General features: G+C 37.4%; 22 protein-coding genes, 1 tRNA gene and 1 pseudogene. 1 reads left to right on the top strand and 23 read right to left on the bottom strand.

Translation table 11 applies throughout. The features are described from left to right. Positions 1-34 precede the first annotated feature (34 nt). The 7 genes from coaBC to HMPREF1528_RS05575 all read right to left on the bottom strand — a co-directional run bounded on the left by coaBC (position 35) and on the right by HMPREF1528_RS05575 (position 5937). Positions 35-1219, bottom strand: coding sequence for a bifunctional phosphopantothenoylcysteine decarboxylase/phosphopantothenate--cysteine ligase CoaBC (gene coaBC, locus HMPREF1528_RS05605; protein ID WP_016478986.1), 1185 nt, complete (start codon positions 1217-1219; stop codon positions 35-37). Positions 1220-1308: 89 nt separating this feature from the next. After that, on the bottom strand, positions 1309-1623 hold the full coding sequence (locus HMPREF1528_RS05600) for a DNA-directed RNA polymerase subunit omega (protein WP_002670957.1): 315 nt from the start codon (positions 1621-1623) through the stop codon (positions 1309-1311). Between the two features lie 12 nt (positions 1624-1635). Beyond that, positions 1636-2442 carry an outer membrane protein assembly factor BamD gene (locus tag HMPREF1528_RS05595; protein ID WP_016478985.1) on the bottom strand — a complete coding sequence of 269 codons (807 nt, stop codon included), beginning with the start codon at positions 2440-2442 and terminating at the stop codon, positions 1636-1638. A gap of 36 nt (positions 2443-2478) precedes the next feature. Then, on the bottom strand, positions 2479-3225 hold the full coding sequence (gene fabG / locus HMPREF1528_RS05590; protein WP_016478984.1) for a 3-oxoacyl-[acyl-carrier-protein] reductase: 747 nt from the start codon (positions 3223-3225) through the stop codon (positions 2479-2481). Positions 3226-3261: 36 nt separating this feature from the next. Next, on the bottom strand, positions 3262-3585 hold the full coding sequence (locus tag HMPREF1528_RS05585; protein WP_016478983.1) for a translation initiation factor: 324 nt from the start codon (positions 3583-3585) through the stop codon (positions 3262-3264). Positions 3586-3587: 2 nt separating this feature from the next. Continuing rightward, positions 3588-5120 carry a DUF4270 domain-containing protein gene (locus HMPREF1528_RS05580; RefSeq protein ID WP_016478982.1) on the bottom strand — a complete coding sequence of 511 codons (1533 nt, stop codon included), beginning with the start codon at positions 5118-5120 and terminating at the stop codon, positions 3588-3590. A gap of 7 nt (positions 5121-5127) precedes the next feature. Continuing rightward, positions 5128-5937, bottom strand: a complete 810-nt coding sequence (locus HMPREF1528_RS05575; protein WP_009411690.1) for a glycogen/starch synthase — start codon at positions 5935-5937, stop codon at positions 5128-5130. 56 nt (positions 5938-5993) lie between these two features. Between HMPREF1528_RS05575 and panC the strand changes: the two genes are divergently transcribed. After that, on the top strand, positions 5994-6890 hold the full coding sequence (gene panC, locus HMPREF1528_RS05570) for a pantoate--beta-alanine ligase (protein WP_016478981.1): 897 nt from the start codon (positions 5994-5996) through the stop codon (positions 6888-6890). A gap of 92 nt (positions 6891-6982) precedes the next feature. Here the strand turns inward: panC and HMPREF1528_RS05565 are convergent, their stop codons facing one another. From HMPREF1528_RS05565 to HMPREF1528_RS05490, 16 genes and pseudogenes are all read right to left on the bottom strand, one after another. Further along, complete coding sequence (locus tag HMPREF1528_RS05565; RefSeq protein ID WP_016478980.1) at positions 6983-7606, bottom strand: rhodanese-like domain-containing protein; 624 nt, start codon at positions 7604-7606, stop codon at positions 6983-6985. A gap of 139 nt (positions 7607-7745) precedes the next feature. After that, complete coding sequence (locus HMPREF1528_RS05560) at positions 7746-9533, bottom strand: vWA domain-containing protein (protein WP_016478979.1); 1788 nt, start codon at positions 9531-9533, stop codon at positions 7746-7748. Positions 9534-9552: 19 nt separating this feature from the next. After that, positions 9553-10671: a hypothetical protein gene (locus tag HMPREF1528_RS05555; protein ID WP_016478978.1), complete on the bottom strand. Its 1119-nt coding sequence runs from the start codon at positions 10669-10671 to the stop codon at positions 9553-9555. Positions 10672-10754: 83 nt separating this feature from the next. Next, the gene (gene rpsT / locus HMPREF1528_RS05550; protein WP_016478977.1) at positions 10755-11012 is read right to left on the bottom strand and encodes a 30S ribosomal protein S20; all 258 of its coding nucleotides are present in this window, start codon (positions 11010-11012) and stop codon (positions 10755-10757) included. 69 nt (positions 11013-11081) lie between these two features. Then, positions 11082-11153 (bottom strand) — tRNA-Glu (locus HMPREF1528_RS05545). Positions 11154-11336: 183 nt separating this feature from the next. Next, positions 11337-12341 carry an acyl-CoA reductase gene (locus HMPREF1528_RS05540; protein ID WP_016478976.1) on the bottom strand — a complete coding sequence of 335 codons (1005 nt, stop codon included), beginning with the start codon at positions 12339-12341 and terminating at the stop codon, positions 11337-11339. Positions 12342-12444: 103 nt separating this feature from the next. Next, positions 12445-14961, bottom strand: a complete 2517-nt coding sequence (locus HMPREF1528_RS05535; protein ID WP_016478975.1) for a DUF5686 and carboxypeptidase-like regulatory domain-containing protein — start codon at positions 14959-14961, stop codon at positions 12445-12447. Positions 14962-15766: 805 nt separating this feature from the next. Further along, positions 15767-16288, bottom strand: a complete 522-nt coding sequence (locus tag HMPREF1528_RS05530; protein WP_016478974.1) for a hypothetical protein — start codon at positions 16286-16288, stop codon at positions 15767-15769. Between the two features lie 357 nt (positions 16289-16645). After that, positions 16646-17263 carry a hypothetical protein gene (locus tag HMPREF1528_RS05525; protein ID WP_016478973.1) on the bottom strand — a complete coding sequence of 206 codons (618 nt, stop codon included), beginning with the start codon at positions 17261-17263 and terminating at the stop codon, positions 16646-16648. A 9-nt stretch (positions 17264-17272) separates the two neighbouring features. Then, positions 17273-18120: pseudogene (locus HMPREF1528_RS05520) on the bottom strand (tetratricopeptide repeat protein); the annotation flags it as partial. 128 nt (positions 18121-18248) lie between these two features. After that, positions 18249-19055 (bottom strand): tetratricopeptide repeat protein, encoded by an 807-nt coding sequence (locus HMPREF1528_RS05515; RefSeq protein WP_016478969.1) that lies wholly within the window; start codon positions 19053-19055, stop codon positions 18249-18251. An 11-nt stretch (positions 19056-19066) separates the two neighbouring features. Then, positions 19067-19450 carry a hypothetical protein gene (locus HMPREF1528_RS05510; RefSeq protein WP_016478968.1) on the bottom strand — a complete coding sequence of 128 codons (384 nt, stop codon included), beginning with the start codon at positions 19448-19450 and terminating at the stop codon, positions 19067-19069. A gap of 82 nt (positions 19451-19532) precedes the next feature. Beyond that, on the bottom strand, positions 19533-20009 hold the full coding sequence (locus tag HMPREF1528_RS05505; protein ID WP_016478967.1) for a hypothetical protein: 477 nt from the start codon (positions 20007-20009) through the stop codon (positions 19533-19535). A gap of 719 nt (positions 20010-20728) precedes the next feature. After that, a complete protein-coding gene (locus HMPREF1528_RS05500) occupies positions 20729-22312 on the bottom strand; it encodes a UDP-glucose--hexose-1-phosphate uridylyltransferase (protein WP_016478966.1) in 1584 nt (527 codons plus the stop codon). 39 nt (positions 22313-22351) lie between these two features. Then, complete coding sequence (locus HMPREF1528_RS05495) at positions 22352-23419, bottom strand: aldose epimerase family protein (RefSeq protein WP_016478965.1); 1068 nt, start codon at positions 23417-23419, stop codon at positions 22352-22354. A gap of 13 nt (positions 23420-23432) precedes the next feature. Further along, the gene (locus HMPREF1528_RS05490; protein WP_009412982.1) at positions 23433-24590 is read right to left on the bottom strand and encodes a galactokinase; all 1158 of its coding nucleotides are present in this window, start codon (positions 24588-24590) and stop codon (positions 23433-23435) included. Positions 24591-24644 lie beyond the last annotated feature (54 nt).

Genomic DNA, 24644 nt, shown 5'->3' with positions numbered 1-24644 from the left:
GTTTTATTTTTATAAGATTGAAAGTACAAAAATATTACTTTTCTATAAGAATACCAAATATTTGCGTCAAAATATCTTTAGAGACTTCTTCTTTAGTTTTTAAAGGAAAACTGATTTGTGTTTCTTTAGTAATAAAAGTAACTTTATTAGTATCGGTACCAAAGCCTGCACCTGTATCGCGCAAGGAGTTGAGTACAATAGCATCTAAATTCTTTTTCTCCAATTTGGTTTGGGCATTGGCAACTTCATTTTCAGTCTCTAAGGCAAAACCTATAAGCGTCTGAGTAGTTTTGATTTTTCCTAAAGATGCCAATATATCGACGGTAGGCACTAAGGTAAGACTGAGATTACCGCCTTTCTTTTTAATTTTTTCGGAGGCTACAGTTTCAGGCGTATAGTCAGCCACAGCAGCGGCAAGGATAGCGATATCACAAGTAGAGAATTCGATTACAGCAGCTTCGTACATTTGCTGAGCACTTACCACCCTATGCAAGTGTATTTGTGAGTGAATATTCTTTTCAGTAGAGGGACCTAATATTAAATGTACCTCAGCTCCTTGTCGTACGGCTTCATTAGCAAGGGCAATCCCCATTTTGCCAGAAGAAAAGTTTCCTATAAAACGTACGGGGTCGATTGCCTCGTAAGTAGGACCTGCAGTAATGAGAATTTTTTTACCTTTAAAAGGAAGATTTTCGGTAAGTGCATTCTCTAAAAACAGGGCTATATCTTCGGGTTCAGCCATACGTCCTTGCCCTACAAGTCCGCTAGCAAGTTCGCCATAAGTTGCGGGAATGATATGATTACCAAAAGACTTTAATTTAATTAAATTCTCTGTAACCGTAGGGTGAGCATACATATCCAAATCCATTGCAGGGGCGATGAATACGGGTGCTTTAGCGGAGAAATAAGTAGCCAACAGTAAGTTATCACATACACCGTGAGCCATTTTAGCAATGGTATTAGCCGTAGCAGGAGCGATGAGCATCGCATCTCCCCATAGAGCTAACTCTACGTGGCTATACCAATTGCCCTCAGGAGAGGAAAAATTTGTTAGCACAGGGTTTTTAGATACTGTACTGAGGGTAAGAGGTGTTACAAACTCTTTTGCATTCTCAGTGAGAATTACCTTTACATTGTGCTCTTTTTTGGTGAGCAAGCGTACTAATTGAGGTGTCTTATAAGCCGCTATACCTGCAGTGATACCAAGTACGATATTCATAATTCAGAAATATAATTAGAAAAAGGCTCTAAACGGCAAGCAAACGCTTACTGCTTAAAGCCTAACAAATAATCTATAAATACCCAATTCTATTCGGCTTCACGGTAATAAATCTTACCTTCAAGCCATTCTTTTACAGCAATAGCTTGTGGTTTAGGTAAGCGCTCATAAAAGCGAGATACCTCTATTTGCTCTTTATTCTCAAAGATTTCCTCCAAGCTATCATTATTAGTAGCGAAAGCCTCTAATTTTTCTACTAATTCCTTTTTAATTTCGGCATTTATTTGGTTAGCTCTTTTAGCAATAATAGAGATAGCTTCATAAATATTACCCGTAGGTGCTTCTATAGCCGATTTGTTATAAGTAACAGTAGTGGTAGGAGCATCTATTTTCTTAAAATCCATAATGTAATGATATTATTTTTGTGATGTAAAACTTTTTAATGATGTGTTTATTTTCGTAAGCATATTCTCTGCTTCCTTTTTGTATTTAGTTTCAGGGTAGGCACGCAATAAGTTGTCGTAAGCTTCTTTAGCGGTATTGAGGCGTTCTTCTTTCTTAGTTTCTATACTATTTATAGCCCACTCGTAAGCTGAATGCAAACGCGTGTACAACGCATCTTCTCTAAAGACACTACCTGGGTTATTGGTCAAAAAGTTGTCTAACGACTTCATTGCTGCTTGATAGTCGCGTATTTGGTCGTATTGTTTAGCTATTTCAAACTCTTTTTTCTCTAAGCGAGTTACTAAGTCTAAGGCTAGCTCGTTAGCTTCTTTAGCATATTCACTATCAGAGTATCTATCCAAAAAGTATTGTAATTTCTCAAGAGCCTGATAAGTATAAGTTTGGTCTACACTATATTTAGGAGTTTCCAAGTAAAGCGATTTTGCTTCTAAGAAAGCCGACTCTGTAGCTTTTTCGCTACGAGGATATAATTTCTGAAGTCGTTCAAACTGATAAGACGCTAAACTGTATTGTTTTAGCTGATAGTAAGAATCTCCAAACATATAATAAATACGTTCTCCTTGTGGCTTACCCGCATATTCTGAAGCTATTTGTTCAAAAAGGCGTGTCGCTTTTTTATATTTTTTAGCCTTATATAGCTTTTCAGCCTCAGTGTATTTTACGCTTCCTTCTTTTGATTTTAAGGCTTTTTGATACTCTCCACACGAAGTAAAGAGCACAGTCAGCAGACCGATGATGATATATTTTTTTATTAACATTCGGCAAAAATAAAAAGTTTTTCTGATATAACAAAATTATGTGAGCATTCCTCCATCAACATTGAGCACTTGCCCTGTGATGTAAGCCGACATTTCAGAGGCTAAAAACACACAAGCATTCGCTACGTCTTCGGGTTGTCCGCCACGTTTTAGGGGGATAACATCACGCCAGCCTTGTACTACTTTTTCGTCAAGTACAGCTGTCATTTCGGTTTCTATAAAGCCTGGAGCGATAGCATTGCAACGGATATTTCGAGAGCCTAACTCTAAGGCAATCGATTTGGTAAAGCCGATAATTCCCGCTTTAGAAGCCGCATAGTTTGACTGTCCAGCATTGCCTTTCACGCCCACCACACTACTCATATTGATAATAGAACCTTTACGTTGTTTAAGCATAATGTGCTGTACCGCTTTGGTCATATTAAACACCGATTTGAGATTTACTTCTATTACCTTATCAAAATCTTCTTCATTGATGCGCATCAGTAGGTTGTCTTTAGTGATACCTGCGTTGTTTACTAGAATATCAACTGTGCCAAATTCCGCTACCACTGCATCTACAAATTCTTGCGACTGTGCGAAGTTAGAAGCATCGCTTTGGTAGCCTTTTACTTTCACACCTTTTGTAGCTAATTCTTTCTCTAATGCCATTGCAGCATCCACTGACGAACTGTACGAAAAAGCAATATTTGCCCCGTGGGATGCAAATACTTTGGCTATACCACGCCCAATGCCTCTACTAGCACCAGTGATAATAGCTGTTTTTCCTTCTAATAATTTCATATTACTAATTTGTTAATTATGAATTGTCAATTGTTTTCAACCGCCTATGCGCTTCACCTTAAAACCTTTTTTTTTGAGAAGTTGCATAATAGTGTCACGGTAATCACCTTGTATGAGGATAGTATCGTTTTTCACAGTTCCCCCTACGCCAAGGTACGTTTTGAGTTCTTTAGCCAAAATCTTAAAATCGGCTTCTGCGCCATTATAGCCCTCAATTACGGTTACGGGTTTTCCTTTGCGTTTTTCGTATTTGCATAGTAAAGGTTCATCCTGCAACCAAATATTAGAAGGAGCTTCTTGAGGTATCTCCTCTTCTATATGGTCAGGGAAAAGTGATTTTAACTGATCTCTTAAATCCATCACTATTTAGGTTGAGTGTAGCTGATACGCAATTTTACATCTTTTATAACAGTACCCAAAGGAGTAGCCACTGCTGAAGATAGTATTTTGCCTTTTGTATTAGTGTCTCTCAAATATGCTCCTGAGTTAGTGTTTTTTATATTAGAAGCTACTACTATTCCTAAAGGTACATTTGTTCCTATTTCATTAACCAGATTTAAAATATGATTGGTAATCCTCAATTGGTAAAAAGCTCCTTTTCCGTTTTCTTTTTGCAATTTTCCTAGATGATAGAGATATGAATAAGTAGACGAATCAGCATTTGATGTTGGGTCGTACTGATAATCTACAAGTACAGCTCCTGTTTGGGTGTTATAGATAAAGAGGCGTTCAGGCTCTTTTGTATAGCTTACTGAATTATCCACATATAACAATAAACTCGCATCGGTTACCATTAGTTTTTGCGACTTAATATTGGCAATATCTGTATTTGAGATAGTAATCGAAGCCGTTTGTCCTAAGGCTCCGCTGAGGTATATTTTACTGCTATCAGTCAAACTCTCTCCTGAATTGTTAAATAAGTTTACTGTAATGCCATTCAATGAAAGTTCATAACGATTTTTACGAGTTTCTGTAGTTGTAGAATTCGTTCCTGAAGTTTCATAGCTATATACAATCTCTATTTTTGCATTTGCCATATTTAGGAGGATCATTAAATCCTTTGAAAAGTTAGAAGCACTGACGCTTATCCCCTTAAAATATTTTTTAAATTCATTAGCGTTAGCAAGTTCGCTACTGCCTTCCTTGTTGATAATTTTTGTTTGGAAGAAATTTGTGCTTAGTGGAATACGCAACCCTGGTGCTAATACATCTTGTACTTTTTTACTTTCATCTTCTGTAGTTCGTGGGTTGTCAAACTGATAGCGGGTGATAGATTTATTACTGATGGTATAAGAGGTAGCGGTAGTAGTACCTGACACTATCGATGCTCCCAAATTATTGGTAAGGTCAGTATTATTAGAATAATATACTTTAGCGTTGAGATCTGTATCAATATCACTTAAATAATAGTTGAGCTCTTTTACGTCTATATTGAAAGAAGCGTTTTTATGTCCATAAAGAGAATCTAGGGTATATTCACCATCTTTTTTATAAGTAGCTTTACTATTAGAACTGTTCGGATTAAAGAACGGAATGTATAAATAAGCTTCGGTTACTTTCTCTTTTTCTTGTTTATTATCCTTATTTTCAGAGGCTTGTGTTTTAGTTCCAAAAGTCGGATTAACAGCTGGTAATGTTACTTGTGCCACTATGGTAGCCGATTTAGTACCAAAGGGAACTTGGCTATACTGTCCTAATAAATATCCTCCTAAACCGTTGGTTTGTACCGCACTTTCTTTTACTTGGCTTACCTGAATAGTAGCTGTAAATACATTAGTGTCAAAATTAGGATTTTTTAGCAGTCCACCATCTATCTCGTTAAAATCATTACTTGAGCACGCACTGAAAAGTGTTACTATAGTAGCAAAAAATAAAATCTTCTGTATGTTATTCATTCGTTTGTTATTTCTTTAATATTTTAGTGTAAAATTCGCGGTAAGAATCTTGGAAAGTTTCCTTATCACTGTTGTAAAGCACAGGCTTTCTTAGATTTTTCAGGTAGGTTTGGAAATCCTCAGGCATATCTTCACTCACCACTACAACTCCATCCGAATACTTGATAGCGACACGCATCAAATTGTAATAAGTAGGATTTTTTAGCGGGTCTACCGTCTTTTTGCTAATACCGTCAAAAGCCACTTTATTGATAAGCGTACTGTCCAAAGCTCCCTCATAATCGCTATCGAATACTGAGGTAACAATCTTACTTTCTGAAAAGATAGGTTCATCCTTATAATAGGTGCGCAAGTAAAGAGGCAACAAAGCCGATGCCCAACCGTGTATATGAATAATATCGGGTAACCAATTAAGTTTTTTAACAGTTTCTACAATACCTTTAGCAAAGAAAATACAACGCTCATCGTTGTCTGGGTACATATTGTTTTCCCCATCAAAGAGTGTGCCAGTGCGCCTGAAATATTCATCGTTGTCAATAAAATAAACCTGTATGCGCTCCTTAGGGATAGAAGCTACTTTAATAATCAGAGGTACATCAATGTCATTGATAATAATATTCATCCCCGAAAGGCGTATCACCTCGTGCAACTGATGACGTCGCTCATTGATATTACCAAACTTGGGCATAAAAATACGTATCTGCCCTCCATTGTTATTCACCATTCTCGGGGCTTCAAATGACATCTTTGCCAACTCACTATAGGGCGAATAAGGCAACACTTCCGACGATACGTAGAGTACTTTTTTATCTTTCATAAAAAGTAATTAGTTATTTTAATTAGCTCTTAGAAGGCACAAAAGTACAAAAAATTATGCACATATCCATAATTTTATATAAGTTTGCACCCAAAAAAGATTTGATACCGATGATTTACACACACCAAAAGGAACTCCATAACCTATTGGAAACCCTTAAAAATCAAGGAAAAACAATTGGATTAGTGCCCACTATGGGCGCTTTACACGACGGACATTTATCACTCGTAAAAAAAGCTAAACAAGAGAATGATATAGTGGTAGTGAGCATTTTTGTGAACCCTACACAGTTTAACAATCCTACCGATTTGCAGAAATACCCGCGTACCTTAGAAGCCGATGCTCAGAAGATTGCTCAGTTCAGTAAAGAGATATTTATTTTTGCCCCTACCGTAGCCGATATTTATGGCGAAGAAGTAGTCGCTGAACCTTTTGACTTTGCAGGATTAGACAAAGTGATGGAAGGTACTTCTCGCCCTGGTCATTTCGATGGTGTAGGCACGATTGTTAAAAAACTTTTTGAGATTGTAATGCCCGATAGAGCTTATTTTGGTGAAAAAGATTACCAACAACTGCTTATTATTCAGCAAATGGTGCGACAAAAGGGCTTGCCAGTAACCATTGTTCCTTGCCCAATCGTGCGCAATGCCGATGGTTTGGCTCTCAGCTCCCGCAATGCTCTCCTCAGCGAGTCGATGAAACAGCGTGCTACCATTATTTACAGCACTCTACTCGCTGCCAAAGAACGTTTTGCTACTCATAGCCCTGCCGAAGTAGAAGCGTGGGTAGAAGAAGTCTTTGCTCAACAGCCCGACTTCACCTTAGAGTATTTTACCATTACCGATGCGCATACTTTGCAATCTATTACCAAAAAAGAAGCAGGTAAAGACTACCGTGCTTTTATAGTCGTACACGCCGAGGGAGTAAGATTGATTGATAACCTTGCTTTTTAGGTAAAAAGTAATAAAAAACTTTGCCAAAACTCTAATAGTCTCTTGTGCTACGAGCTTTGGCAAAGTTATATATCTTGTAAATAGCTAATTGATTAATTTCCCTTCGTAACTATAAATACATTTTCTTTCTCTACTCCTATCACTTCGTGTTCTACATCTACGGGTATTTGATAGGTATCGAGGTCTTTGAGCACAATTTCTTCTCCATTGATAAGAAAACGTACAGTTCCTTTCACCATAATAAGAGTTGCTGGGATACTGGTAGTGTGTTTTTTTAGCACTCCTCCTTCACCTAAAGCTATGGCTACTTGTCTCACATTCTTGCCGTCTTTTACAAAATAAGTAGTAGGTTTATCAGTCTTAAAAGTGAGCTTATCGACTAAGTTTACTTTCTGTAACGATTTTACGTGTTCTACTGTTTTGCCATTCACAGCTGTAATGTTGTGCATTTTAAGAATGTCCTGTGCTTTGCCAGCGCGTATACCGCGACGGCAAAAGAGGACAATATTCTCTTTTCCTTTTAGTTCTTGCCATCGGGCACCCATCTCTTCCAAAGGAATATTAATGGCTCCTTCAGCAGTCCCCGCGGTGTATTCTTTTGGAGTACGCACATCTATTAAAGTTACATTTTTAGCGTTGATACGCTCGGCGAGCGTTTGGGATTTTGCTGTAATTGTTACAAGCAAAAGTATCCCTAAGGTCATTGAATACTTCATAAAGATTAATTTTATTATATAGCTTAGCGTTAGAACAATTTTGCTCCGTAAATACTCGTTTTTATGAATTGTTTCCTCTCCTTTGGAGAAGTCTGCGAGAGCAGAGTATGTGAAGTGAGGTGAGGCTTTCATTAGCTCATTACTTCAGTTTCTCCGAAACTTCCACTAATCGGATAAACTCCTTTCGGTAGCCTTCCTCATCTTTACCTATAGCGTTTTTAGCCAAGTCAAGTACCTGAGAGTATGAGGATTTAGCTTTATATTTAGAGTTCCTTAAGAGCATTCCCCATTCAGCTACGGCTGATGCAAAGCGGTAATCATCATCTGTTTTAGCGAACTCAGTAAGTGTAAAAGGGATAGGAGTGCTTTCTTCTACGCTTTTAGCATCTTTTAGTACAGGGTCTTTATAGCGTATTTTGAGGAAAGCTAATTCGTTAGCAAATCCTTTTTCTACTTGTTTTTGATAGCGCAACCCATCGGTTGTAGCGCCTTTGGCAGGTACCAATTCATACAAAGCAGTTACGGTATGTCCAGCACCTATTTCACCAGCATCTTTCTTGTCGTCTTCAAAATCTTCATTGGCTAAAGCACGGTTTTCATAGCCTACCAATCGGTATTCTTTCACGTATTGGGGATTGAATTCTAACTGCAATTTCACATCTTTAGCTACGGTGTAAAGTGTACCGCCAAATTCATTCACTAATACTCTTTTGGCTTCGGTAAGATTATCGATATAAGCATAGTTACCATTTCCTTTATCGGCAATAGTCTCTGCCATATCATCACGGTAATTTCCCATACCATAGCCTAATACAGAAATGTATATACCATTGTTACGTTCCTCTTCTACCAAACGTTGCAACTTATCACGTGAAGAAATTCCCACATTGAAATCGCCATCGGTTGCTAAGATAATACGGTTATTGCCTTTGGGCAAAAAGTTCTTTTTAGCTACTTTGTAAGCGGTTTGCAATCCAGCTCCTCCTGCAGTAGACCCACTAGCTACCAAATCGTCTATCACTTTAGATATTTTTTTCTTCTCTTTAGCTGAGGTGGAAGGCAGTAAAACTCCTGTTTGGCTCGCATAAACTACAATCGCTATCCTATCTTCTGAACGTAAATTATCCAAAAGCAATTTGAACGATGCTTTTAGCAACGGCATCTTGTTAGGTGAGTCCATAGAACCTGAGGTGTCTATTAGAAACACTATATTAGAAGGTGGCGCTTTGGTAAGATCTATTTTCTTTGCTTGTAATCCAATGCGCAACAAATAATTATCAGGATTCCAAGGACAGCTACTTAGCGTTGTTGTAGCATTGAGAGGTGTTTTGCTACCTTCGGCTGGAGGTGTATAGTTATAATCAAAATAATTAATAAGTTCCTCTATGCGTACTGTATCTTCATCAGGTTTTTGCCCATAGTTGATCATACGGCGCACATTGCTGTAGGAAGCTTTATCCACATCAGCAGAGAAAGTAGTTACGGGATCTGTAGCTGTACTTTTAAAGCCACTTTCGTCTATCGCTTTATAAGTTTCGCGAGAGGGTTCATAAATGTCATAAGCAACAGCTTTCTTTTGTTTATCTTTTTTTCTATTACGTTTACCTACATAACCTGTTGTTACCACCACTTCTTGAAGTGTAACATTATCTTCTTCTAAAACTACATTGATAATCTTCTGTCCAGTAACTTTCACTTGTTTGATTTTCATTCCTATATAAGAAAACTCTAAGATATCACCATTCTTTACTTTGATAGTGTATTTACCATCAAAATCAGTTTGAGTACCTTTGGTAGTTCCTTTAATTACTATCGAAACTCCAGGTAATGGGTCTTTAGCGTCATCAGTAACAGTACCTGTTACTTCGTACTCTTGTGCATACAGTGTGGTCAGTGTAAAGAAAAATAAAATTAGTATTCGTTTCATATGATAAAATTAATAAGGTTTATTTAGGTATACTATCGGTGTCTTGTGTACCAATAAACTTCATTCGTTCTTCTAAGTCGTTTCCATAGATGTTATTGATACGCGCAATCACACTGTTAAACGTTTGTCCTAATAGCGAAATATTGCTTTTAAGCTCTTCTTCTTTAAAATCTGGATTGTTCTTTACATTGTCAGCTAAGACTTTTATCTGTGTTTGGAAAAGTCTAAGACGTGCTTTCACAGTAGGAACATTTATCTTTTCAGGAAAGGTAGCGTCATCGCTGAGTAATTCCCGTAAAGCATCTTCTATCTGCACCAACCAAAAGAATACTGAATAATAAGAGCTCTCTACTTCCGAATGTTCCCCCACAATCTTGTCCGAATACTGTCCTACTTTGTGAAAGTATTTAGCAGGAAGTTCTAAAACAGAACGATACAGAATTACATTGTCATTCTCTTTAGCATTCTCATCTAAGGAAAGTTTTATAGTGTAAGGAGCTGATTTTTTAGGTGAAAAAGTAATCTGATATCTGTTCCAATCGTCTTCTAGGGTGGTCTTTTTTACGTTGCTTGTCGAGGAGTTAAGCGTATCTAATCCAAAGGTTGCCGATAGTTCATCGCTGTTGGACTCTGAGAAATTTAGGTTTACTTTTGGATAGTTTACTTTTTTTAAAACTACAGAAAAAGTATAAGGAATGTTTGCTACCAAAAATCTACTCCATTGTAAAGAGGCTACCTCATTGTTCTTTTTCTTTTCAAACCTAAAAACAGTATCTTTCGAAGCCTCTGCGGGAGCTCGCCAATCACGTTCTACTAAGCTATTGATGTTTTCAGTTTTAGAGTTGATAGGGTACAGTCTACTGTACACCAAGAGGCTATCGGGGTTTGAGAGCATTAAATCATCTGTGTTTTTAATCTTGGCAGGAGCCATCGAAACAATCACCTGCATCAGCGATTGAAAACTCTTCCAATGCTTCATATCCTCTTGAGCTTTAGGGGTAAGGTCTATCAATTTGAACTCCTCAAAGTCAATTGATTTAACTTTGTGCGCTTGCCTTGTTTTGTTAGTCTCTTTGTCGTCATTACACGAAATGAAACACGTTAATAAACTGAATAATATATAAAATCTGTACTTCATAACCTCTTGTATTACTGAAAACACCAAAGCCAGACTTACTTACATAAATCTGGCTATTAGTGATAAATCTAAAACCTAAATGACTATTTAGCTAACTTGTTAATATGTTTAGCTAAACTGCTCTTTAAATTCGCCGCTTTATTAGCGTGAATAATATTTCTCTTAGCAAGTTTATCAATCATCGAAACTACTTTAGGGAAAAGATCTTTGGCTTCTTCTACATTTTCCAAAGCGCGTAGTTTTCTCACGGCGTTACGAGCCGTCTTGTGTTGATAACGATTGCGTAAACGAGCTGCTTCGTTTCTTCTGATTCTTTTTAATGCTGATTTATGGTTTGCCATTTTCCTTTATTAGTTTTATTTTTATCGCCGTACCTTTCCTTTGAAGATACTTCTAATAGTTGCATTTAGTAGTCCGTAGGGGAATCGAACCCCTGTTACAAGGATGAAAACCTTGCGTCCTAACCCCTAGACGAACGGACCTTTCTGCCATTAAAGTACTACTTCTCCTTTAATGCGGTGGCAAAAGTACTACTTTTTTTTATACCTGCAATATTTTTGAACATTTTTTTTACAAAAACGATAAAATTATTTCTTAACTGTCTTATAGTTAGTAGGTTGTTAATCTGTGTTTTTTCTATGTAAACAATTCTTTTTATTTAGTTGTTACAAATTTAGTAAAAACGTAAGCGTGTTTACACCATCGGCGTAATCCCATAGTTTAGGAGTCTGCGTTTGCCCGAAGGGTATTTCACCATCTATAAAATTATGACCTACTACACATTGTATCTTTTCTCTGTCGGTTGCTAATTTCTTTTTTAGGGTTTCTTTATTGGTGTAATATTCATAGAAAAGAGTCGCAATAGGTGAACCGTAATGTTCGTCTTCTTTCAGCAGTAAGAAACCGTTCTCGAGTAGTTTATACAAGCTCATTAGGTAAACGGCTTTGTTGTAGTCGTAGTTATTGGCGTATTTTTGTTCTTCAATAATGTCTTTATACGGGTAGATAGCCTGAAATAATAGGTCGAAATCATAACCTTGGGGTACAAATAGTTTAGAAACACTTCGGCAACCCAAGCCGTAATACAAAAAGATATCTTTACCTAAATCCTGCAATTCCTCAGGTGTTTCTTCACCTGTAAGTACGGCTACTGAATGGCGGTTTTTCCTTATAATATGGGGTTTCTTGCCAAAGTAATACTCAAAATAGCGTGCGGTATTATCGCTACCCGTAGCTATTACGGCATCGTATTCAGTTACTTTATCATCTGTAAAAGCTACCGCTTTTGCCCATTCAGGGGCAAAAGCCTTCATCTGTTTTATAAGGTAGGGAAGTAGTACGCCATCGTCGCTGGAGAGCTTCACTATTGCCTTATGTCCTGCTACCAATACGCACAACAAATCGTGGAAGCCTACCAAAGGCAGATTACCAGCCATTATAATCAATATTTTTTTAGGCGAAGTAGTTTGTGGTAATTGATATTGCGACAGCCATTGTTGTACATTGTTTTCACTGAGGGCTTCACTCCACGATTTAAAGGCAAATGTTACATTAGCACGCGTAAACCAACTGTTCTGCTGTTCTGCTTTATCAAATATATCGTTGAATTGTTCGGTTTTAGAAAGTAGTTCTCCTAACCGAACTAAGTTGTTTATATTTTGTTGCTTCATTAGAAAGTATCTATTTTACTTTTTACTTTTTGCCTTTTGCTCACATACCCAGCTGTGAGCCCTCGCTCGCTTTCCCTTTTCCTTTTTATCTTTTACCTTTTACCTAAAACGATGGTACTATCCCAATCCGTACGCCAAACTTAGGATTACGCACCCCATTCACATCATTGAAATCGTTGCGCCATACGAAATCTACTCGTATAAAGCGAAAGTTTCCTAACCCTATGTTCTCAATCCCAAATCCGTATTCCCAATACAGTTTTTCAGGTGAATTGAATATAATATTGGTAATATTAGCTTGTTTGTTCTTGTCAGAGAGTGTTCCGTAAGCAAATCGTCCAAATATTAAACTCTTAAAGCGCGTTTTTTGCAAGAAAGGAATGCGGTTGAACAAGAACCCATCAAAATGATGCTCAAAATATCCATTGATATAAGTGTCGGTAATGAAATCGTAGTAATCTAAAAGCGCAAAAGTGTTAGGAGCTGATGAATACGATTGGTTTGCAGGAGTAGGAGTTAGTGCTATCAGAGGTGCTGTACCGAATACCTTCCCTGCTTCCACCGTAGCGTGGAAAATACCGTACCCGAAAAGGGGAATTGGTTTATAGAGTATCGTTTGTACTTTGTCGTAATCAAACTTACTGTTTAATACACCGTCTACGCCTTTAGAGTATTTAAGGGTATACATCGGGAAGAGCTTTTTGCCATAACGCTGTTCCACCCCATAGCCAAATACCTTTCTGTTGGGGGTAAAGGTAATTTGTGCCCCTGTATAAAAGTTGTCGTATTCGTGAATTTCCTCGCCTGTCTTGGGGTTTCGGTAGGCAATGAGGAAGTTCTCTTCGCTTGCCGAAGTGAGTTTTTGGTAAGTACCAAATACTGAAAACTGCAAGTTAGGCACAATATCATAGTTAATAACACCTTGTACTTTTCTGTTGCGGGTAAGATAATAGTTCTCACCACGAGCAATGATAAAGTTGGTAGTATTTTCAAAATCTAATTTGGTATCGTCGTGCATCACAAAGGTACCCAATTGCAAATTGTCGTTCTGATAGCCTGCACCAAAGGTAATACGCGGACTGTGAGAGATAAGGTATTTACCACTGATACCGTATTTAAACTCTTTGTCTCTCACCCCATAAGCTCCGTATACATAGGCGCGGAAGCGGTCATCGGTAGAGAAGAACGAACGAAAGCCAGCTCTTAGCCGTAAACCCTCTACGTTGTTGCTCGAGAAAGTTTGCCAAAACCTGCCAAACTGCATATAATTGCCAATAGGAATATAGCCCGACGTCACGATATCAGTTACATCACCTATCATCTTGATGCGTTTATTGCTCCCCACTTCCCGAATCAGAACTTTCGTTTTAGTGAGGTCTGCCCCTCCTAAGGTATTTGCGTCCCAATAACTATCGTCTTTGTAAAACTGATTTTTCGCTACCTTTACCACCTGCTCGTCATAAAAATTAGCAGGTTTAGGCTTGTTGAGAACAATATCCGAAAAAGTGATGTAGTTCTTTACATACAATCCCTTTTCCTCATCTTTCTTCGTTAGGAGTGTAAAGTCTCCTTCTTGTATCTCGTGTTCAGGAAGGTAAATACTGTCGTTGGCAATGGTAAAGTATTTTTCAAAAGAAAGTCCACGTACTAAGTTGATATTCGTTTTAGCCGTAGTGTGCATCTGTATCGAACTCACTATATAAGTCTTAGTGTCTACTTCAAACTTTCCCTCTAATGCTAAATCTTGGTCATCACGAGGAAAGAAGTTGATGCGATAGAACGAGCGGTCGTCTCTCTGAATCGTATCGCTCAGCACGTACAGATATACGCCATAACCAAACTCCGCTAGCGGACTCACAAAGGGCTTGTTCAGTATCATATAAGTGTTGTCGTAAATATCAAAATCGTCAAACGACTGACTTACGCGTTCCAATCCAAAACCTTGTTGTACAATCCCTTGAGCACGTTCAGCTTCTATGTCTACTCGCTTTTTCCCCAACTGATTGTTGCCGTAAACCGTTTCTATTTTTTCAGTGAGATACATTGGTAGAGAGAAGGTCTCTTTGTATTTCTTCTCAGAAAGAATACGCCTGATAGTGTCATATTCCTTTCCTAAAGCCTTTTTTAAGAAGATGGTATCGAGGTTGTTCACCCCCAATTCCGTTGTACTATGTTTTTTAAACTGATACGCCGTAGCGTTTTGTAGTCCACGCTTCTTTTTATTCTTCCAAATACCTTGCAATACGGTATAGGCAGGGTTCTCTTTTTTAGAAAGTGCCTTAGTAGGTTTCGCTACAACTGTTACCTCTTCGAGCAATTCCCCTTCCACCAATACCACTACCAAATCCTTGGTGTTGTCTTTGTCTAAATGTATTTTCCTAGTGTTGTATCCTATAAGTGAAACTTCCAAATCCTTCTGTCTTTTCTCCGAATACAGAGAAAACCGCCCTTGGTCGTCGGTATAAGCTCCAATGGTAGTTTTTGCAAAAATCACATTGGCATAAGCTACGGGGTTGCCGTTTTCATCAATCACTTTACCCGACACGTGTGTCTGCCCCCATACTTTTGTAAGACAGAGTATTAAACCGAATAGAAGGAGTAGTAAGAAGCGTTTTTTCATCGTATAAAATCACTTTTAAAATGCAAAGATATAAAAAATAATAAAAATAATATACAGAATGTTACTTTTCTAAAACCAAATCTACTGTATATTATTATAAACTCTTATTTTTTGTAGACCTGCCTTTCACGAAAATAAAACCCTCATTTTCCTTCTATTGTTCCTTTGTCATTCGTCACCCCCGTCCCTCTTTATTCGCCATTCGTCCCTCGTGATTACTTCCCTTTTCCGTCATCACATTCCCCCTTTGAATGGAAGTCCGCGAGAGCGGAGTATGTGATAGGAGGAAGGTTTCTTTCGCTTCCCCGTCATCGCATTCCCCCTTTTCCGTCACACTCCCCCTAGTGCCTATGGCCTAAGGCCTATCACCTCTTCCTCTTTCTTTCGTCTCGAAACCCCGTTTTTAACATTTTTAGCCTTGTTGTATTATACTATTAATCAATTTTTTACACACCCCTTCTATACCAATCGTCCAAGATTCGTATAAGCTTCCTATAAGCTCTCTATAAGCTAACCCCACCCATCTTACACCCTTTTTTCACCAAAATCCCTCTCAGCTCTCTTCTGAAAAATTCCGTTTTCTTCCGAATCCTCCTACTCCCTTCCTCAGCTCATTCCACTTGTCCGAACCATCTGAGTCTTTCCGAGATTCTCCAACTAATTTCCGTCACTTCCTAATTTACTAATTTTCCAATCTTCAAATTTGCTAATGCTAAAAATTTATCCCTACTTATAATAAAAAAAATACCAAAGGAAGTAGCGCACGCTGCTTCCTTTGACAAAGTTTTTAAATGTTTATAAGAAGCTACTTAACCGTAATAGAGTTTAAAAAGCTATTCATCTCGGTAGTAGCTTTGGAGCTGTTATTCATTGCTATACATTCTACCGACACTACTTTAGCACGAACAAAAAGCACGACACTACTGCGTTGAGTAACTTCACCCGTTGCAGGATTGACCGCTGAATAGCTTATTTTTCTACCATAGAGAGCTCCTTTTTTGATAGAGCTTATCTGTGCGGTATTGCCCGAGGAAGCCATCACCCCTTGAGTATAGTTGTTGAGAAAACTATCTGCTACTTCTTTTTTCTCTGCCTCTGAAAAGTTTCTTTCAGCCGCTAAATATTGGGTGCGTTGAGGTAGGTCTACACTCTGCACCATACACACCGCGTTGTCTGTTTGTGCGATATACTGTCGCGCCCCTTGTGCTACACTATACTGCGGATTTTTAGGGAAGGTTACCCAAATACCATTTTCTACTTCTTTTCTCACTTGTGAAAAGAGAGATAAGGAGGTGAATAGGGTAATGATAAGAAGAATGTTTTTCATAGGTTTTAATATTTGATTGTAAATCTTGTTAGCTAATCCATAGTTATGAACCAAGCAATTTCTAAGACCAAGTAAAGCTTCTTGTTCTTTTTAGAAATACCACTATATTTCTTTAATACATTGCAAAATACATCCTAATTGGTCTAATAGAGTAAAATACCCCATAATTCCTGAGAAAAAGGAATGGTATATTTTGTTTTTAAAGATCAAATTGTTAATATTTAAATGTTTGTTCTCACCTGTTTCTAAGTCATTTGCTACCAAAAATCAAGCTGTTCTCCGCACTAATATAAGTACAGAATTAATAGTACTCAATAGTTCGGTTCTGTAAGTATTTCTGCTTTTTCCGTTTGAATTTTAATGATATTTTTTTAGTGATTGCAAAATACCATCATACTTGGCATTTTTATAATCTTGTTCAAAGTTTGCAATTTGCTCTGGAATATTTACATTCCAATAAAAATAGTAATGTTGTTTCTTTCTCATTAGGAACTGATTACTGTCTAAGAAACTTGTCTCTTCTATGTTTTTACTCAAGATTCTACACATTCCAGGTTCCATTTTAGGTTTGGAAGTGTTATCAGAATAAGCATCTAAATAGGCATTTCCAAATAATAAGTTTTTTGAAATTCCATTAAATTCTACTCTATCTTGGTAAGAGAAATCACCATAAGCAATGTTAGTTGTTAGCATAAAGTTTTCATATAACATTCTTTGGTTAATATTCTTAACAACTTCTAATATTGTGTTCAATTGTTCGTTTATTGAGGTAGTCTGTGAAACGAATAACACTCCACAATCAGAAATAAAGATACCACTTACCTTATGATAACTTTGCAATATCTCATATCCTATTTGGTAGAATTTATCCAATGCCTCAGCAGCTCGGCTTTTATCTTCACTCATCATTACTTTAAAGCCTGAAATATCTACAAAAGCAACAAAGGTTTTACCTGAAAAATTTTTAACTGCCATATTATTCGTCTAATAATTTTTAATACGTTGAAAATTGCGACTATCACCTAAAGTTCCATAGATATTTTTCAGTTGAGTTAAGATATTTTGATTTTTACCATTGACTTTAGTGAAGCGTTCTAACTCTTCGGCTCCTTTTCTAAATAAATTATCTTTTTGAGCGTTTAAAGTTTCAAATTTATTCTTATCAGCTTTTGATGCTCCTAAGGAATTCATTCCTTCAATCAAAGCATTTCCTTCGTTGATATAGGTTGTTGAGATGTTAAGAGCCGCATCAGTATAATCGGGCTTAATTCTAAGAGCTTTTTCAAAGACTTTGCGAGCTTCTAAATATTACCTTGTTGCATATTAATCACACCAATATTGTATTGAATATCAGAATTTTTAGGTTCTAATTGAGTGGTTTCTTGCATTAATTGTTTAAATTTTTCTTTGTTATCTAACAGCAAGTATACATTGGCTTTAGCAAGGATTATGGAGGCATCTTTAGGGTATAGTTTTTTAGCTTCTTCAAATGCTTTGAGAGCCTCGTTAACCTTACCTTGCTTTACATAAATAAAGACAATATTTTTTATTATATCAGTACGTTTAGAAGGATATCTTTTTTCTCTTGGCTTTCTGTGAGCCCCAGATTTCAGTGCTAAGTCACGTTGTTTTTTATCAGCAAAAGATTCTTCCTGCCCTATATCTCTATTGGTAGCTATGAAAAGAATCTCATCACCATCATACCCTAAGTCTTTAAGTTCTTGATATAGTTTAAGTGCACAATTGTAATTTTTGCTCTCTGTGGATACCGTAGCTGCATTATATAAAAATACAGTGTCACTGGGACTGAGGCAATATACTTTTTCAAAAGCTGTAAGTTCCACTAATAATTGCAATTTTAAGTAGTAAATTTTAGTAAAACTTTTATTTTACAGCAGAGTTGATGGCTTCTTCTATAGAGTCCGAATTAGATTCATTAGAAGAAAAAAAGTTGTTGTTTTCACTCATCATCATTTCCTTTTAATTCGTTCAATTTTTTACAAGAACTATCACTGAAATTTTCACAAGCTTTACGAAACCAATATATAGCTTTTTCTTTTGATTGTTCTATTCCTTTACCAGAATAATAGAGAGAAGCTAAATTATGTTGTGCTCCTGCAAAATTTTGTTCTGCCGCTTTCTTATACCAATAAGCAGCTCTTGAATAGGATTGCTTTACTCCATTTCCATTTTCATAACATAAAGCTAAGTTAAATTGAGAAGTAGCTTTGCCTTTTTCAGCGGCTTTCGTAAGCCAATAGACTGCTTTTTCATAAGATTTTTCAATTCCACCTACACCAGTTGAATAGTAATATCCTATTTTTGCTTCAATATTTGCATCTTCTTTTTCAGCAAACTTTTTGTAATAATTAAAAGCTTTTTGGTACTCTCCTTTCTTCTCATAAATACCTGTAAGCTGCCACATCGCTTGTACACTAACTCTTGAGTCTTCATATTCTGTAGCTTTATCATACCAATAAAGAGCTTTCATATTGTTTTTTTCTGTTTCACTAAATTCATAAAGTGATGCTAATGAAATTTGAGCCCAACCATTTCCCTGCTCAGCAGCTTTTTCATACCAGTAAATAGCTTGATATTCAGATTTTTTTAATCCAAGTTTTCCTAGATCATAGGCATCACCTAATTTGTATTGAGCATTAGCATCTCCTTGTTCAGCTAATTTTTTGAGAGTTTCATAGCTTTGTTGTTCTTGCCCATAGCAGAAAGTAATGAATAATAGTGTTGTTAAAAATATTATATTTTTCATTGTAGTTTAGGTTAATAGTTAAACTTTTCTTCCATTTTATACTTTCCGCCAGAACCAATAACGAGGGTGTAGAGTTTTGTATCCCACCAAAACTCTTTCTTTTTATTAGTCCTTTGGGAAGTATTGGTTGTGTAGTCATACTCAGTTTCATAACAACTACCTTTTGAACTACAAACTTGTACCTTTATATAAAAGGTGTTATTTGACACTTTTCGTGCTTCAATATTATCATAAGCCCAATCAGCTTGATAGAAGTTGAAGTAGTCTTCTACATAAGCTATAGCTTGTTCTGTTGTGTAACTTTTAACAGTTTTCTTTTTTACTGTTTTCTTTTGTTGTGCATAAGAGCTTGCCCCTATCAATAGGCAAAGCATTAAAAATACTATCTTTTTCATTGTTTTTGAGTTTTAGAGACTGTTTGAATTAATAGTGCAATTCAAACAGTCAGATTTATAAGTTAATTTTGAATATAGAAGACTATTCATCTTCTTCTATATAGTTCAATTTAGGTTTAGGGAATCTTTTGATAAGTCTTTCACCCTCTTCTTTAGGTATGTAGTCAAAAGTATAAACACCTACTTTTCCTCTTTTTCCAAAACTTAGCTTTAGGTAGTAAGACTTTCCGTCCTTAGCATTAATTGTAAAGTGTTCTTCACCTGCATTACTATTCCAAGTGTAGCCTTCACGACGCCCAGTAGTAGCCTCTAAAGAATACTTTTCTCCTGATGGGACATCAAAAGCTAAATACCCATTGTGATCAATTGTACCAATTAAATTCTCATTACAAAATAGAGATATTATTGGTGTAGAATTCATACTGTAGAACATTACATAAATACGACTCTTACCTTCTTGTAAAGGTTGGTCACCAGTAAAGGTTACAAATTGTTTAGCTAATCCCCCACAAGAAACTAATGAGATAGCTAAAAATGCATACAAAAATACTTTTTTCATTGGTTAAAAATTTAAAAATAATACCTACTCTGTTATAGGCTTTTCGGTTTTCGCCTATTATTGATATTTTTATTTTTTGTTATAAATCTGGAGTGTTATCTTTATTCTTAGAAGAGAAGTTGCATACGGCAAAGGAAGACACAATTGCGCTTCCTTTGCTCCATAAGCTAACTTATTCTGTATTACTTAAATTGTAGAAATGTACCAGATTCCCAACAACAGAATAAAGCTAACGCTTTTTTCATAAAAACAGAAAGCGTGAATTACTTACTATCTGTTGTCAGGAGTTCTGGTAAACTTTGTAATACAGAAAGTGTAACCCACGCTATAACGCAGGCATCAACTTTTTGTTACTGTATTACTTTTTGAAATGTACCAGATTTCTGACAACAGAACAAAAGCTAACGCTTTTAATATGTCTTTATTTTCGGTGCATAATTACGACTATTTTTTATACTATGCAAATATTTTAGTATTTATTTTTATTGTTTAATAGATAAGTTATTTATTATCAGTTAAAATACAAAAGGTAAAGCACAATTAGCCACAAACAACTAATGTCTAAATTATTCACGGTTGTTAGCAATTACTCCCCAGAGTTACTAAAGATACTCATAGCCCCACTAATATTCTCATCTACTAATTCTCTCATCTACTAATTCTCTCATCTACTAATTCTCTTATTTTCTCATTCTCTCATTTGCTAATTTTCTCATTTGCTAATTAATCTGTCTGTGCGGCTCGCACTTTACCTGAGCAACAAATCTCCTAAACCCTTCTTCTCCTTTTGGAGTATGTTTGAACACGCCACAATTCTCCAATACCTCACAAAAAGTATCGCCTATACTCCTATTAATAAAGTTATCTAAGTTCTCTATGGAAAGTGGAGTAGGGGAGGAGCTCACGTAACGTTCTAACCACTGAGTGTGTTTTTGCAAAGCAGAGTCAGCGTTCATTTGGGAATATACAGTGCTGAAAGAGTTACCAGCTGTAATAGCTTCACTAAGCAAGGTTTTAATGCTCGCCATTTCAGTCTTTAACCTACCAGGTAAAATCGCTAAGCCCATCACCTCAATAATCCCAATATTCTCTTTTTTGATATTGTGCAGATGTTCGTAAGGGTGAAAGATACCCATAGGGTGCTCAGTATCCGTACGGTTGTTGCGCAAAGCCAAATCGAGTTCATATTTGCCGTTTTTAAAACGTGCCACAGGGTTTACCGTATTGTGACGCACACCCTCAGTATGTGAGTAGATGCCTAATGATTCATCGCTGTAGTTTATCCACGATTGCAAGATGACATCGGCTAAGGCGATGAGGCGGTCTTTCTCACCGCGCAATCGCAATACGCTCATAGGCCAATTTACGATGCCTGCTTCTACATCATCAAAGCCTTTAAAGCTCACGCGTTCTTTTATGGTAGCTTTTTCCATAGGGAAAACGTGTCGTCCGCCTTGAAAGTGGTCGTGTGAGAGGATAGAGCCTCCCACAATAGGTAAATCGGCATTAGAACTGAGGAAGTAATGAGGAAATTGCTCTACAAAGCCCAATACGTGCTCAAAGCAAGCCTTGTCAATCTTCATCGGGCGATGCTCACTCGAAAAGACGATACAATGCTCGTTGTAATAGATATAGGGGGAGTATTGAAAAAACCATTCCTCATTGGCTAAATCCAGCTTAATCGTGCGCAAGTTTTGCCTACCAGCGTGATTTACACGTCCCATATAGCCTTCGTTCTCTTTACAGAGCAAACATTTTGGGTAGTTAGTGGCTACCACATCTTTTTGGGCAGCAATATCACGAGGGTCTTTCTCTGGCTTAGAAAGGTTAATAGTAATCTCTAAATTGCCATAAGGGCTCTCGTGTTCCCACAGAATGTTCTTAGAAATCCTATCGGTGCGTATGTAGTTGCTTTGCTTGTTGAGCTCATAAAACTGTTGGGTTGCCTGCTCTTTGCTCCTTTGGTAAGTATGCCAAAAGTCTTTGCGAATTACCGATGTACGAGGTAATACCTGTCCCATAATCTTAGAGTTCAGTAGGTCGCGGAAAGTAAGCGTATCGGTAGTGAGGGTGCCGTTCTCAGCTGCCCACTGCACTAAGCGGTCGAGTACTTCCGTAGGATAAGTTATCTGGGCTACCTCTTTAGCGATTTGAGCTTGCTCTTCTTTTGTAAACTCGGTATAACTATCGCAGCCAATACTTTCCAAAACAGCATTGGTAACAAGAATACGGTCGTCTTCCTTCACCAAGTTATGAAGTACCGCATAACTGATGAGCTTTTCTACTTCAATATAAACTTTCACGATTAATAATTATCAATTAATAATTAACAAGACTATTCGTTATTTAATAAGAAACTTATAAACGGTTTCTTGCTTGTACACTTCCCCTTTTTCTAAGGGTTTTACCCCAAACTTCGGCTGATTGATGCCATCAGGGAAATCTTGCATCTCAATAGCTACTCCTACAAATCGTGGGTTTTTAGCGGGCTTTTCTTTGTGTGTACATACCTTATCGAATACAGGAACATCATCTAAAAAGTTACCAGTGTAAATCACAGCCACACGCTGGGTAGTATAGGCTTCCATAGTAATACCACTATAAGGAGAATGTAATACCAACTGAGGAGCACCTTTGAGTCCGCTGTGGTTGAGCACAAAGGGGTGGTCGTAGGCACGAGTGATTTTGAATTGAGGGTGCCCTTCGGCAATACCCTCAGCGATAACTTTACCTTTACGGAGGTCGAAAGTAGTACCTTTTACAGCTATGTAATTACCCGTAGGTATCAATCCTTCTGCCAATTCACAAATATTATCAGCAGCGATTTGTAGTACTTGGGTATCGCCATTCATTTCCATATCACCTGAAAGGTTGAAATAACTGTGGTTGGTGATATTAAGGTAGGTTTTGGCATCGGCAACGGCTTCGTAAGCAATGTGTAGACTGTTATCTTCAGTGATAGTGTAAATCACTTTGAAATCTACTTTTGCAGGGTAGCCTTCTTCACCATCAGGACTTGTGTAGTGCATTTCTAAACCATTAGCGAGCTCTTTTACTTCAAAGATTTTACTGCTAAAACCTTCTTTACCGCCGTGCAATGAGTTTTCACCATTGTTTTTAAATAGATGATAGGTTTTCCCGTCGATGGTGAAAGTAGCGTTGTGAATACGCCCTGAAGTGCGCCCTATGGTAGCTCCATTATAAGCGCCATTACCTATGTAATCTTCCAAATGCGCATAGCCTAATACTACGTTTTTAAGTACGTTGTGCTTATCTTTTACAGCTATTTCGGTAATAGTACCGCCTAAGTTCAAAACAGACACGCGAAAGCCATTCGCATTCTGTAAGGTATATTGATAGACAGCCTGTCCGTTGTGAGTACCGAACAGGCTTTTGTTGATGGTTATCATACTTTGGTCTTGTTTATAGTTTTTTAGCACCGTCGCTTACAGAAGCGATATAGAAATCGGCGGCATAACCTATTTTGTTTTTGTAAGCCTCGCCTACGTTTTTAATGAAGTCGTCTACTTTGTCTTTTTTCACTATGCTTACAGTGCAACCGCCAAAGCCAGCTCCCGTCATACGTGAACCTACTACCCCAGGTTGTTCCCAAGCAAGAGCAGCCAAAGTATCGAGTTCTACGCCTGTTACCTCATAATCGTCGCGCAAAGAAATGTGCGATTGATTCATTAATTTACCAAACTCAGCTAAATTACCTGCTGAAAGCTCTTTTTGTGCTTTAAGAGTACGTTGGTTTTCATATACTGCGTGTTTAGCTCTTTTTTGGCGAACGGGACTCTTGATGAGGTCTTTGTTGGCTTCAAATTGTTCAATAGAGAGTTCTCCTAAGGCTTTAATAGGCAATTTAGTTTGCAATTCGGCTAAGGCTTCATCACATTCTGCACGACGCTCGTTGTATTTAGAATCGGCAAGACCACGACGTTTGTTAGTATTGGCAATCACGATTACCTCATCTTTGAGTACCACAGGGACATAGGCATATTTAAGGGTGTTGCAATCGAGAAGGATAGCGTGGTCTTTCTTACCCATAGCTACTGCAAATTGGTCCATAATACCAGAGTTTACCCCAATGAATAGGTTTTCAGTTTTCTTGCCTAATTGCGCCATTTCCACAGGGTCGATAGAGAGGTGGAAGAGGTCTTTTAGCACAATAGCAGTGAGCATCTCGATAGAAGCAGAAGAAGAAAGCCCTGCGCCATTAGGGATATTCCCAGAGAAGAGAATATCGAAACCAGAGTCGATTTTTTGTCCTGCTTCGAGGAACATTTTAATCACACCCTTTGGGTAGTTAGCCCAATCGTGTTTTTTGTCGTTGGTAAGTTCGTCGAGAGTGAACTCCATTACGCCAAGGTCGGCAAAGTTTTCAGAATACATACGGAATTTGCGGTCATTGCGTTTTTTTACGAGACCGTAAGTACCTTTGTCGATAGCGCAAGGGAACACATTACCGCCATTGTAGTCGGTATGTTCACCGATGAGATTCACACGTCCTGGTGCGAAGAATTGTTTTTCGGCAGGAGCACCGAATACTTCTTGAAACTTTTGTTCTAAGTGTTTCATATAGTTTTAATTTTAGTTATTAGTTTTGTTTAGAAATTACTTAATTAAATAATA

The organism is Capnocytophaga sp. oral taxon 336 str. F0502 (genome assembly GCF_000411575.1).
Taxonomy (GTDB): Bacteria; Bacteroidota; Bacteroidia; order Flavobacteriales; family Flavobacteriaceae; genus Capnocytophaga; species Capnocytophaga ochracea.
Note: the sequence above shows the minus strand (reverse complement) of the source record. Positions and strands in the feature narration are given on the sequence as shown.

What these genes read in the sequence shown, in the direction of transcription:
- HMPREF1528_RS05565 (WP_016478980.1), bottom strand. Translation starts at nt 7,606, where the DNA reads ATGAAGTATTCAATGACCTTAGGGATACTTTTGCTTGTAACAATTACA.
- HMPREF1528_RS05525 (WP_016478973.1), bottom strand. Translation starts at nt 17,263, where the DNA reads ATGGCAGTTAAAAATTTTTCAGGTAAAACCTTTGTTGCTTTTGTAGAT.
- fabG (WP_016478984.1), bottom strand. Translation starts at nt 3,225, where the DNA reads ATGAAATTATTAGAAGGAAAAACAGCTATTATCACTGGTGCTAGTAGA.
- HMPREF1528_RS05510 (WP_016478968.1), bottom strand. Translation starts at nt 19,450, where the DNA reads ATGAAAAAGATAGTATTTTTAATGCTTTGCCTATTGATAGGGGCAAGC.
- HMPREF1528_RS05490 (WP_009412982.1), bottom strand. Translation starts at nt 24,590, where the DNA reads ATGAAACACTTAGAACAAAAGTTTCAAGAAGTATTCGGTGCTCCTGCC.
- HMPREF1528_RS05495 (WP_016478965.1), bottom strand. Translation starts at nt 23,419, where the DNA reads ATGATAACCATCAACAAAAGCCTGTTCGGTACTCACAACGGACAGGCT.
- HMPREF1528_RS05515 (WP_016478969.1), bottom strand. Translation starts at nt 19,055, where the DNA reads ATGAAAAATATAATATTTTTAACAACACTATTATTCATTACTTTCTGC.
- HMPREF1528_RS05595 (WP_016478985.1), bottom strand. Translation starts at nt 2,442, where the DNA reads ATGTTAATAAAAAAATATATCATCATCGGTCTGCTGACTGTGCTCTTT.
- panC (WP_016478981.1), top strand. Translation starts at nt 5,994, where the DNA reads ATGCACATATCCATAATTTTATATAAGTTTGCACCCAAAAAAGATTTG.
- HMPREF1528_RS05600 (WP_002670957.1), bottom strand. Translation starts at nt 1,623, where the DNA reads ATGGATTTTAAGAAAATAGATGCTCCTACCACTACTGTTACTTATAAC.
- rpsT (WP_016478977.1), bottom strand. Translation starts at nt 11,012, where the DNA reads ATGGCAAACCATAAATCAGCATTAAAAAGAATCAGAAGAAACGAAGCA.
- HMPREF1528_RS05535 (WP_016478975.1), bottom strand. Translation starts at nt 14,961, where the DNA reads ATGAAAAAACGCTTCTTACTACTCCTTCTATTCGGTTTAATACTCTGT.
- HMPREF1528_RS05575 (WP_009411690.1), bottom strand. Translation starts at nt 5,937, where the DNA reads ATGAAAGATAAAAAAGTACTCTACGTATCGTCGGAAGTGTTGCCTTAT.
- HMPREF1528_RS05505 (WP_016478967.1), bottom strand. Translation starts at nt 20,009, where the DNA reads ATGAAAAAAGTATTTTTGTATGCATTTTTAGCTATCTCATTAGTTTCT.
- HMPREF1528_RS05585 (WP_016478983.1), bottom strand. Translation starts at nt 3,585, where the DNA reads ATGGATTTAAGAGATCAGTTAAAATCACTTTTCCCTGACCATATAGAA.
- HMPREF1528_RS05530 (WP_016478974.1), bottom strand. Translation starts at nt 16,288, where the DNA reads ATGAAAAACATTCTTCTTATCATTACCCTATTCACCTCCTTATCTCTC.
- HMPREF1528_RS05560 (WP_016478979.1), bottom strand. Translation starts at nt 9,533, where the DNA reads ATGAAACGAATACTAATTTTATTTTTCTTTACACTGACCACACTGTAT.
- HMPREF1528_RS05580 (WP_016478982.1), bottom strand. Translation starts at nt 5,120, where the DNA reads ATGAATAACATACAGAAGATTTTATTTTTTGCTACTATAGTAACACTT.
- HMPREF1528_RS05540 (WP_016478976.1), bottom strand. Translation starts at nt 12,341, where the DNA reads ATGAAGCAACAAAATATAAACAACTTAGTTCGGTTAGGAGAACTACTT.
- coaBC (WP_016478986.1), bottom strand. Translation starts at nt 1,219, where the DNA reads ATGAATATCGTACTTGGTATCACTGCAGGTATAGCGGCTTATAAGACA.
- HMPREF1528_RS05555 (WP_016478978.1), bottom strand. Translation starts at nt 10,671, where the DNA reads ATGAAGTACAGATTTTATATATTATTCAGTTTATTAACGTGTTTCATT.